7 protein-coding genes and 6 tRNA genes are annotated in these 11,169 nt (G+C 31.8%); 3 read left to right on the forward strand and 10 right to left on the reverse strand.

The genetic code is table 11. The features are described from left to right. Window positions 1-50: 50 nt before the first annotated feature. Together Q0K54_RS01255 and Q0K54_RS01260 are read right to left on the reverse strand one after the other, a co-directional pair. Window positions 51-126, reverse strand: a tRNA-Asn gene (locus Q0K54_RS01255). Between the two features lie 89 nt (window positions 127-215). Then, window positions 216-1,064 (reverse strand): hypothetical protein, encoded by an 849-nt coding sequence (locus tag Q0K54_RS01260; protein ID WP_294578030.1) that lies wholly within the window; start codon window positions 1,062-1,064, stop codon window positions 216-218. 123 nt (window positions 1,065-1,187) lie between these two features. Here Q0K54_RS01260 and Q0K54_RS01265 point away from each other — a divergent pair. Then, window positions 1,188-1,263, forward strand: a tRNA-Lys gene (locus tag Q0K54_RS01265). A 58-nt stretch (window positions 1,264-1,321) separates the two neighbouring features. After that, window positions 1,322-1,783 carry a low molecular weight protein-tyrosine-phosphatase gene (locus Q0K54_RS01270; protein WP_294578031.1) on the forward strand — a complete coding sequence of 154 codons (462 nt, stop codon included), beginning with the start codon at window positions 1,322-1,324 and terminating at the stop codon, window positions 1,781-1,783. 9 nt (window positions 1,784-1,792) lie between these two features. Here the strand turns inward: Q0K54_RS01270 and Q0K54_RS01275 are convergent, their stop codons facing one another. Together Q0K54_RS01275 and Q0K54_RS01280 are read right to left on the reverse strand one after the other, a co-directional pair. Beyond that, on the reverse strand, window positions 1,793-2,227 hold the full coding sequence (locus Q0K54_RS01275) for a hypothetical protein (RefSeq protein WP_294578032.1): 435 nt from the start codon (window positions 2,225-2,227) through the stop codon (window positions 1,793-1,795). 55 nt (window positions 2,228-2,282) lie between these two features. Continuing rightward, window positions 2,283-2,358: transfer RNA gene (locus Q0K54_RS01280), tRNA-Thr, on the reverse strand. Window positions 2,359-2,471: 113 nt separating this feature from the next. On the opposite strand from Q0K54_RS01280, the gene Q0K54_RS01285 reads away from it, so the two are divergent. Further along, a complete protein-coding gene (locus Q0K54_RS01285) occupies window positions 2,472-5,663 on the forward strand; it encodes a DEAD/DEAH box helicase (RefSeq protein WP_294578033.1) in 3,192 nt (1,063 codons plus the stop codon). A 31-nt stretch (window positions 5,664-5,694) separates the two neighbouring features. Here Q0K54_RS01285 and Q0K54_RS01290 read toward each other — a convergent pair whose 3' ends face one another. The 6 genes from Q0K54_RS01290 to Q0K54_RS01315 all read right to left on the reverse strand — a co-directional run bounded on the left by Q0K54_RS01290 (window position 5,695) and on the right by Q0K54_RS01315 (window position 10,968). Further along, window positions 5,695-8,766 carry an ABC transporter ATP-binding protein/permease gene (locus tag Q0K54_RS01290; protein ID WP_294578034.1) on the reverse strand — a complete coding sequence of 1,024 codons (3,072 nt, stop codon included), beginning with the start codon at window positions 8,764-8,766 and terminating at the stop codon, window positions 5,695-5,697. 131 nt (window positions 8,767-8,897) lie between these two features. Continuing rightward, window positions 8,898-9,890 carry a PTS transporter subunit IIC gene (locus tag Q0K54_RS01295; RefSeq protein WP_294578035.1) on the reverse strand — a complete coding sequence of 331 codons (993 nt, stop codon included), beginning with the start codon at window positions 9,888-9,890 and terminating at the stop codon, window positions 8,898-8,900. Between the two features lie 6 nt (window positions 9,891-9,896). Continuing rightward, window positions 9,897-10,652, reverse strand: coding sequence for a putative ABC transporter permease (locus Q0K54_RS01300; RefSeq protein WP_294578036.1), 756 nt, complete (start codon window positions 10,650-10,652; stop codon window positions 9,897-9,899). A gap of 52 nt (window positions 10,653-10,704) precedes the next feature. After that, window positions 10,705-10,780: transfer RNA gene (locus tag Q0K54_RS01305), tRNA-Ala, on the reverse strand. Between the two features lie 12 nt (window positions 10,781-10,792). Then, window positions 10,793-10,869: transfer RNA gene (locus tag Q0K54_RS01310), tRNA-Ile, on the reverse strand. Window positions 10,870-10,891: 22 nt separating this feature from the next. Further along, window positions 10,892-10,968 (reverse strand) — tRNA-Ile (locus Q0K54_RS01315). Window positions 10,969-11,169 lie beyond the last annotated feature (201 nt).

Genomic DNA, 11,169 nt, shown 5'->3' on the forward strand with positions numbered 1-11,169 from the left:
AATGCATGCGTGAAAGGCATGTGAGTTAACCGTTTCTCCAACAGGCCACATGGCGCTTGAAGTAGGACTCGAACCTACGACCGATCGGTTAACAGCCGATTGCTCTACCAACTGAGCTATTCAAGCAACTTAGCGCTCTAATATAGTAGCATTATCCTACTTTTAATGCAACCCTTTTTTGAAAAAAAATATATTTTTTTGTAAAAAGTTTATTTTTATATCTTTTTGATATATTTTAAATAATAATCTTCATCAGCAGCTTGGTCGATTAATAGCTCTTCCATGACCATTTCTACCGAACTAATATCAGCAGTATATTGGTATTTAAGTAAAATTCCTGTTTGCTTATCGACAATCATTGAAATTGAACCCGGATTATAATATTCTTGATTAATGCTTCCTTCAACTAAAAATGTTTCTTTTTCTAAAAAACTCGCATTACTAAGATGATAATTGTTATAATTAAGACCTAGTTGATACAAAGCTATTTCTTCTGGAAAAACGTATGGTGCAACATCACCAAATAAATCATGCGGAACTCGCGTACTATTTAAATCAGCTATTCTTTGTTCTAAGGATTGGTCTGAATTTTGATATAATATATCATCTCGAGGAACCTTTTCTATTACTAGTAAGTTTTCTTCTTGCAACTTTGATAAAGTTTCTGTTTCTAATTGTTCTAAATTGCCATAATAAAAATACATTTTTTCTTGATCTCGAAAATAAAATTGTTCTTTTAAAGAATTAGAAGCAATTTGATAAATATAACTATGATAATTATCCAAATTTATTTGAAACTGATATTTATATTGAATACTATTGCCTTGATAAGTTTGAGTTACTATCATTGAACCACTTAGATAATGATAATAATCAGCACTATTAGCCATTAATGTCAATAATTGTCTTTTTCCAGTTTCATCATTATTAAAATCATTCTGATTTTTATCAATAGTTAATTTTGTCATTTCTTCATCATTTTCATAACTAACTTCTTGTACGTCATTACCAGTACAACTAGTTAATAGTAAAACAATTATCAATAAAGAATATTTCATTTTCATACCATCACCTAAAAATAATTTAAGCATAATAAATACTAAAAATATGTAGAAAAGAAATATTTTAAAAAAATTCTTTACAGATACCAAAAAATGTGATATCTTTATTAAGCACTTGAAAAACACGACCCGCTAGCTCAGTCGGTAGAGCATCTGACTTTTAATCAGAGGGTCAGGCGTTCGAATCGCCTGCGGGTCACCATTCTAAGTTACCAAGATGAACCGAGTTCATCTTTTTTCGTATAAAGGAGCAATTTTAGATGATTAAAATTCTATTTGTTTGTTTAGGAAATATTTGCCGCTCACCAATGGCCGAATTTGTTTTTAAAGATTTAGTTACCAAAGAAAATCTAGCTGATCAATTTTTCATTGCTTCAGCTGGAACTTGGGGCGAAGTTGGTATGCCAGTTCATCGTGGCACCCAAAACAAACTTAAACAATATAATATCTCTACCAATGGAAAGATTGCAGCTCAATTAAAAAAATCCGATTATAATCAATATGATTATTTAATCGGAATGGAAACAAAAAATGTCAAAGATATTCAAGATATCGTTGGTGATGACTTACAAAACAAGATTTATCGTCTTTTAGATTTTAGTCAAAATCCCCGCGATATTGCTGATCCTTGGTATACTCATAATTTTGATAAAACGTATGATGATATTAGTGAAGGTTGTTTAGCTTTGCTAGAACATTTAAAGCAGCACCATAAATTATAAGTGCTGCTTTTAAAATTCTTCTTTTTCATGATTATTTTTGATATATTCATCAATTGTTTCTTGACTATATCCTAATAAACTACCATATGCTTTTGCCAGTTCATATCTTTTACTGGCATATTGATTGTTTTTGATTGCTTCATTTTTTATTTTTTTGTATTCTTGATATTTTAGAATATCTTCTTTATTACGATAGAAAATAATATTAAAAGTGTCTTTATTCATTGACATTGGAAATAGATCCGTGATTAAAGGATCATCGTCTAAATAATAAGAAATTTGGTATTGTTGGCAAATTTGCTTTACAAATGGCAGATATGTTTCACGTTCTTCAATTGTTTTCCAAGGATGAGCTAAAGCTATTTTTTTAACTCCAGCTTTAACCATTTCAGCAAAACAATCCATAACACCACATTGATATGAATAAATATCTATTTCTTTCATACTTTTATCCTTTCATCAATATAATAAAAAAACTAGATCTAACTCTAGTTATAAATGGTGCCGGCAACTGGATTCGAACCAGCAACCTATCCATTACGAGTGGATTGCTCTACCGTTAGAGCTATGCCGGCAAAAACTGTAAATATATTATAGCACTTTTATAACGGAGATGAAATATTTTTATCTATTTTCTATTTGGGAATACTCAAAAATAATGTTATAATTAAATATCGGAGGGAATCGCATGTACGTTAAAGATGATGAAATAAATAGAATTTTTAATGAAAAAAACTGGGAAAATGCTCGTAAGTATTATAAAGATAATGTCATCTCTAATATGGCTGTTATTAAGCAAGGAAATACTTACCATATTGATGGTCAAGTAACCATAAGCAACCATAGTCATAATTGCCATATTATTGTTGATACCAGTGGGAAAATAACTAATTTTGTGTGTGATTGTACAGATTGTCAGGAAAATAAATTAGCCTGTGGTCATATTGGGGTATTATTATTAAAATTTTATAGTTTAGAAATGTCTGATATTCCTTTTCAGTTTAATCAAAAAGTGGAATACCAAGCTAAAATAGAAGCTTTTGAAAGAATTCAGGAAGAAAAATTAATTCAATCAAAAATCCAGGTAGCTCAAGATTTAATTGATTCGTATTCAAATGATCAAAAACCAACATTAACTAAAAGTACCATTAATTTATATCCAAATGTTGTTTACTCATTTAATCGCTTATTAATTTCATATCGTATCGGTGATAAAAAAAATTATGTTATCAAAAATTTAAAAGAGTTTATTGAAGATTTTCGATATCATCGTATCACAACTTATGGCAGTACTTTAACAACTGATCATAACCGTAATCAATTTAGTGCCAGTGCTTTAAAACAAATCAGTTTTATCCATGATAATAGTGATTTTATTGATTCAATTGACCGTAATCGTTCAATTGAAATCAATAAATATAATATTGATGACTTTTTTGAATTATATCTGACTAACCTAGATATTAACATTTTATTTACCACTATCGATCATGATAATCTTTCTATCAATATTGAAGATAAAGAGGATTATTTTGAACTTTCATTACAAGTATCTGATGGTGAATTGATCATTGGTAATCAATATATTTATTGTTTAGACAATAATGTATTAAATCGTTATAGTTTTAAAATGTCACAAATAACCAAAAGAATATTACAAGTTTTAGTTAAAGAAAATATCATCGTCAATAAAGAAGACTTTGGTTATTTTGGCAAATATATTATTGATCAAATCTTACCGTATATTTCAATTACTGGTGAAAATATTGATGATTATTTACCAAGTGTAATTACGCTATTAACATATGTTGATATCAATAATTTTGGTGATTTAACTTTAAATTTGGAATATCGCGACGAAGATGGAAATATTCTGTTTGACGGTAAGTATATTGATAGTTATGAAACTAAATTGCCATTAAAAGTCGATAAAGCTATCGCTTTGATTGAAGATTATGCCAATTATGATGAACTGACCAATATGTATATGATTACTAATAATGATGAAGATATTTATAATTTTATTAAAAATGTCTTACCAAAATTAAATCAATACTGTGATGTCTTTGTCAGTGAGGATATTAAAAACATTAATAAGCCTAAAAATGTTTCATTTAGTATTGGTATTCGCTTACGAAATGATTTATTGGAAATTGATTTAAACAGTATCAATATTGCTAGAGATGAAATTCAGGGAATTTTAGATTCATATCAAAAACATAAATCTTATCATCGCTTAAAAAATGGTGAGTTTATTAACCTGGAAGATCAAAGTATCAGTGAAGCTTATAATCTGATTCAAGATTTAAACATTGATAGCGCCGATGTTGAAGATGGAAAAATATTAGTTGATAAATCTAAAGCTTTATATTTAAATCAATTAGCATTAGATAATAAAACCATTAAATTTAGTCGTGATCAACAATATCAAAACCTGATCGATCGTTTAACTAACTGCACGGTCAATGAATATCCAATCAATCCAGCTTATGATAATATTCTTCGCGATTATCAAAAAGAAGGTTATCGTTGGATCAAAACAATGAGCGAATATGGATTCGGCGGTATTTTAGCTGATGATATGGGGTTAGGAAAAACATTACAGATGATTGCCGCTTTGGAAGATGTGCAAGATAAAATTAGTATTGTCATCACTCCAGCTACTTTGATTTTAAACTGGCAAGATGAAATCAATAAATTCTCTACTGATTTAAAAGTCACTTGTATCACCGGAAATTTAGCGACAAGACAAAAATTAATTAACGAGATTAATAAATATAACGTTGTCATTACATCGTATGATTATTTACGTCGTGATTATCAGTTATATCAAGATTTTAATTTCGAATATGTTATTTTAGATGAAGCCCAATATATTAAAAATCAAACAACTAAAAATGCTAAAGCGGTTAAAGAGATAAAAGGAATTCACCATTTTGCTTTAACGGGAACGCCAATTGAAAATTCACTAGCCGAACTTTGGTCAATCTTTGATTTTTTAATGCCTAATTATCTTTATAATTATCATTATTTTAAAGAACATTTTGAACGTCCGATTATCTATCAAAAAGATCAGGAAGTTCAAGAACGTTTAAAGAAAATGGTCGAGCCTTTTATTCTTAGACGAACCAAACAACAAGTTTTATCAGAATTACCTGAAAAAGTTGAAAACACAATAAAAATTGCTTTTTCAAAGGAAGAAGAAAGCTTATACTTAGCTAACTTAAGTCAAATTAACAATAAATTACAACAAGCTCTTGATGTTAAACATTTTGACCACATTCAAGTATTAGCAATGATGACACGATTACGGCAACTTTGTTGTGATAGTCGTATTCTTTATAATGAAGTTGACCAGCCTAGTTCTAAAATGTGTGCCTGCTTAGATATTATTAAAAAAGCTAAAGAAAATAATCAAAAAGTATTGTTATTTTCATCTTTTACTACTTCATTAGATTTATTAGAAAAGGAATTACGAAAAAACAATATCTCATATTATGTTTTAACTGGGGCAACAAACAAAATCAAACGCCATCAGCTTGTTAATGCTTTTCAAAAAGACAATACTACCGTATTCTTAATTTCATTAAAAGCTGGGGGTACTGGTTTGAACCTTACCGCAGCATCAATCGTTATCCATTACGATCCATGGTGGAATATGTCGGCTCAAAATCAGGCTACTGACCGCGCTTATCGAATCGGACAAACGAACAGCGTTCAAGTTTATAAACTAATTATGAAAAATAGTATTGAAGAAAAGATTCAAGAATTACAGGCTCAAAAACAAGATTTATCAAACATCTTTATTGAAAACAGTCAAAACAGCATTACGTCAATGACTACCGATGAAATTATTTCATTATTCCAAATGGATAATTAACAAAACAGAGAAGGTCGCCCTTCTCTGTTTTTTATTCTGTTCTTAAAGCCGTTACCGGATCTTCTAACGCTGCTTTTTTAGCAGGTATTAAACCACCTATCAATGTTAAAACAACGCTCAGAGCCACTAAAATAACGCCACCAGCTACCGGAAGCGAAGCACTAACTGCTGTAGTTCCAGCGATATCATGAATTACGATATTACTTGGAATCAATAGCAATAATGTAACAACAATTCCTAAAAGCCCGGCAAATAAACCAATGATAAATGTCTCAGCATTAAATACTTGAGAAATGTTACGTTTAGAAGCACCGATAGCTCTTAAAATTCCAATTTCTTTCTTTCGCTCTAAAACACTAATATAAGTTATAACTCCAATCATAATTGAAGAAACAACCAACGAAATCGCCACAAAAGCGATTAAAACATAACTGATAACATTAATAATATCTGTTACGGAAGACATTAGAGTTCCAACGTAATCAGTATAAGTAATTACTTTATCTTCATCAACTTTTTCCATATTTGCATTATATTGATCCAAAATATTAATTACTTCTTGTTTACTTTCAAAATCAATTGGATAAATATTAATTGAACTTGGCTGATCAAAATCTACATATTGCAAATTAGCTAGATTATTTTCATAAGATGATGTTTCACTAGTCATTAAAGACATCATCAACTCAGTTAATTCCGATTCATTCATATTCATCTTAATTGCCTGAGCAAATTTACTAGTATCGATCGTAATGGCATCTTGGAAAGAACTAACCATATTGCTCATCTGCTGATTGATAGCAGCCGTTATTTGCTGCTGTAACGAATTAGCCAAAGTGGCACTATATTGACTCATTATCGTTTGCATTTGAGCCTGTAAATTAGCCGAAAATTGCTCTACAAAACCACTTTCCTGTAAAAAGTTAGCCATTGTTGCCTGAATTAAAGTATTCGCCTGCTCTGTTTGCAAATAAGCCTGGAAATATTCATTCATCTTCGTTGGATCCGATAAATTGTTATCAGCTAAATAATTTTGAAAATCAGTTAAAATACTTTGACTCAAATTTTGAATCTGTTCTGGCGATAAAGTAACATTGATATTACTAAGCAAACTATCAGTGTCAATTGCTGGCAATGATGATGTATCTAATTGAATTTGGCTTAAATCCAGATTCAAACTACTTGGATCCATCGCTAATTTACTTTGATCGATATTAAAAGCACTTCGTAATATATCAGCATCAACAGTAAATAAACTGCTCATATCGATTTGAGAGCTACTAGTATCATCAAAACTCCGTCCCGTAAAGACATCAATATCAGGATTAGCTAATTGTTTTTGAACAATTTCGCTATTGGTGGCCTGATCAATTACATGATTAGTTAAATCCGGTAAATAACTGATTCCACTTTGCAACATTGTCGCAGTTGCCCCATCTACTGGTTGTACGATACCAACTATCTTCAAATCTTCACCATTATCGATCAGTTGCTGCATATAAGCACTATCATCGGTTTTATCACGATATACATTATATTGTTGATCATATTGATAATAATCAGCAGCAGAAACCAATTTAAAATTTATCCCTATGATATCATCGTATGAATACGCCTGTATATCATCAGGTACAGTTACGGTTTCTTCCTTTGAAAACTGAGTTATCATATTTTCCAATTCCGAATAATCTCTTAAACCTAAAGTATAAAGCATAAAATCACTAATATTGCCATTTTGCGTCAAAACTAAAACACATTCATTATAATTTTTAGGCCAATGCCCTGCTTTAACTTCGTATTGATCTTTATACAATTCGTCATCACTTGGCATTTGATAAAAAACATCAGTACTCATCATCGATGACATCATACTATTAGAACTAGATGAAGAACCAATTCCTAAACTGGCAAATGATTGATCGGGATGTACCTGCCGTACATTAGAACTATCACTACTATAAATTTGCGGAGCAATGTTATAAGTATATTCTACTGATTTAGTATAGTTTTCAATCTTGCTATCGCCACTATCTAAATATTGTTTTAAAGAAGCCAAATCATTCGATCCAACTCTAGAAAACATATTTGTAAGCATTTGGTAAACTTCAACTTCTCCTTCTTCTTTATCATCACCATTACCACCAGCATCCAGCATAGCACTTAAATCAAAGCCAGAGCTTTGAATCTGCAACGGATATTCAGATAAGGTATCTTTTTCAATTGATTGAATATACTGATTGACCCCATTGGATAACGATAAAATCAACGCAATCCCAATAATTCCAATTGATCCAGCAAAAGATGTTAAGATCGTTCTTGCTTTTTTAGTTTTTAAGTTATTAAAACTTAACGATAACGACGTTAATAACGACATTGATGATTTACCCATATTTTGATGTTTGGCTTTTTTATATTTTTCATCAACTTTAAAAGGATTAGAATCACTTAAAATAACTCCGTCCTTTAACTCTACAATTCTAGTAGCATATTGCTTAGCCAGATCAGGATTATGAGTAACCATAACAACTAATCGATCCTTAGCTACTTCTTTTAACAAATCCATAACCTGAATACTAGTTTCACTATCTAAAGCTCCTGTTGGCTCATCGGCTAGTAAAATATCCGGATCATTGACTAACGCTCGAGCAATAGCAACTCGCTGCATCTGGCCTCCTGACATTTGACTAGGCTTTTTATGGCCTTGATTTCCTAAGCCAACCTGCTCTAATGCTCGTTTAGCTCTTTGGCGACGCTCAGATTTAGAAACTCCAGAAATCGTTAAAGCCAGCTCCACATTTGATAAAACCGTTTGGTGTGGAATTAAATTATAGCTTTGAAACACAAACCCGATCGTATGATTACGATATGAATCCCAATCACGATCTTTATATTTCTTAGTTGAAATTCCATTAATAATCAAATCTCCACTGTCATAACGATCCAAACCACCGATAATATTTAACAGCGTCGTTTTTCCAGAGCCACTAGGCCCTAAAATCGCTACAAATTCATTATCGCGCAAATTTAAACTAACTCCATCAAGTGCTTTTTGGATCAGATTACCAGTTTTATATTGTTTACAGATTTTCTTAATTTGTAACACTATACCAACCCCTTTAATAATTTTATTAACAACAAATCGATTTATTTGTCTTATTTTAATCCTAGTGTATTTTAATCACAAATTCAATAATACACTATCAATATAAACTTAACATTAACAAAAAAGCTAAATCATAATTGACTTAGCTTTAAATCACCTTTTTTTATATATTTCATTTTTCTAAAAAACCGATAAATTCCATATGTAATCACTACCGGAGCAATAATATCAATTACAATAATCGGTAACCAGTAACTACTACCCATAACACTTACTGCCTCTAAAATTCCTACTAATCCAGCCGTTCCCATACCAGAGCCAATTGCACTACATCTTATCTGCAATAAACAAGTAGCAAGCGGAGCAACAATTACACTAGCTAAAATTGGTGGTAACCAGATAACTGGATGTTTAACAATATTTTTAAACTGCAGCATACTCGTACCAATAGCAATCGCTATAACATCTCCAATATGATTATCCTCAAGCGACATCACTGCAAATCCTAACATTTGACAACAGCATCCTGCCAAAGCAGCCCCCGCTGCTAAACCATTTAAACCTAACATCACCCCAATTGCAGCACTAGAAATTGGGGCCGTCAAAGCCATTCCCATCACCACCGCTACAACAATCGACATCAATAATGGCTGCATCGTTACCCCTTGATTAATCAATTTTCCAATTGCATCAATAAATGCTGTAAGATAGGGACCAACAAAAATCGTCAGTAACCCCGCTATTGCAATAGAACAAAACGGTACCAGCAAAATATCTAACGGGGTCTTCCCTTGAATTAAACGGGTAACTTCTACCGCTCCAATAACCGCTAGATAAGCACCAATTGGATTTCCAGAAGCTACTCCATTTTCAAATGTTCCAGCCCCAATTGCTCCCGCAATAATCGCAGCAATTAAATTTAACCCTTTAGCATCAATCGTATATGCTATTCCTGCTCCAATTGCCGGACCCATTAAATAACCGGCAATATTTCCCCAACTGGTTAACAGTTCTATTCCAGTAAAAGCTCCCAGCTGCTTTAAGATCGTACCAATGATCAAACTGCAAAAAAAGCCATAAGCCATCCCATTTAATGTTTTGACAATATAATTTTCTTTTTTCATCTTCTTTTAGTCATCCTTTTTTCTTTTTAACAATTCTGGAAACGCCTTAATTAAACGACGATATGAATAATTCAAATCAGCCTTTTGTTTTCTTAAATTCCTAACAATAATTTGATGTCGTTGAAATAGCATGGCATTACGTTTAAAATACTGGTGCACTTCCTTTTGCGTCTCTTGAAAATTTTTCAATAACTGCATTTCTTTATCTTCCAGCTGCAATTTAAACAATTCCACTTTTTCATCAATTGCCAATGCCACCTTAACAGATACAATTACATCAACAATAAAAGCTACCGTCAAGAAAATAATAATTAACAACAAAATATTTTCATCAAATCGATTTAAAACTCTTGTTAAAAACGGTTGTACATAATCAATTGCTACAACACTAAACAAACCAAAACAGACAAACCCTTCTAAACAGATGCGCCCATTTACATTAAATGGACGATGACTATAATCCCACCAACGACGATGAAATAATTTTTCCATAACATACGAAGTAACATATTCCAACAAACATGCTACAACCCCACCATTAATAAATAACGTATAAATCGGATAATTGACCTGACGAATATCAAATAAAACAATTACTAAAATAGCACCAAAGCCATAAATAGGAATCCAGGGCCCATTTAAAAAGCCACGATTATAAGGTTGTTGTTTTCTTGAAAGTGGCAAAATAACTGACTCCCAAATCCAGCCACACAAGCAATAAAGATAAAATGAAGCTATTAAAACAATTAATTTATCTTCCATAAAAACTCCTATATAAACAAAAAAATCTGCCTAAGCAGACTTATATTTCACATGGTGGAGCCTAGCGGGATCGAACCGCTGGCCTCCTGCGTGCAAAGCAGGCGCTCTCCCATCTGAGCTAAGGCCCCAATACTTATATATGGTGGGCCTGAATGGATTTGAACCATCGACCTCACCCTTATCAGGGGTGCGCTCTAACCAACTGAGCTACAGGCCCATATATAAATGCAATTAATCAATGGTGGGCCTGAATGGATTTGAACCATCGACCTCACCCTTATCAGGGGTGCGCTCTAACCAACTGAGCTACAGGCCCATCAATCGACTGCCCATTTATAATATCATATGATTTATTAATCGTCAACCCTTTATTTTAAAAAAACGACATTTTCTGATTCAAATATGATAATGTCTTAATGTAACAAGATTGATAATGTCCCAACATGTTGGGACATTATCAAAAAAATGCTATACTATAAACCTCACATTTTAAATTGGAGGTTTTGATTATGAGAAA

Source organism: uncultured Thomasclavelia sp. (assembly GCF_944324745.1).
Classification (GTDB): Bacteria; Bacillota_I; Bacilli_A; order Erysipelotrichales; family Coprobacillaceae; genus Thomasclavelia.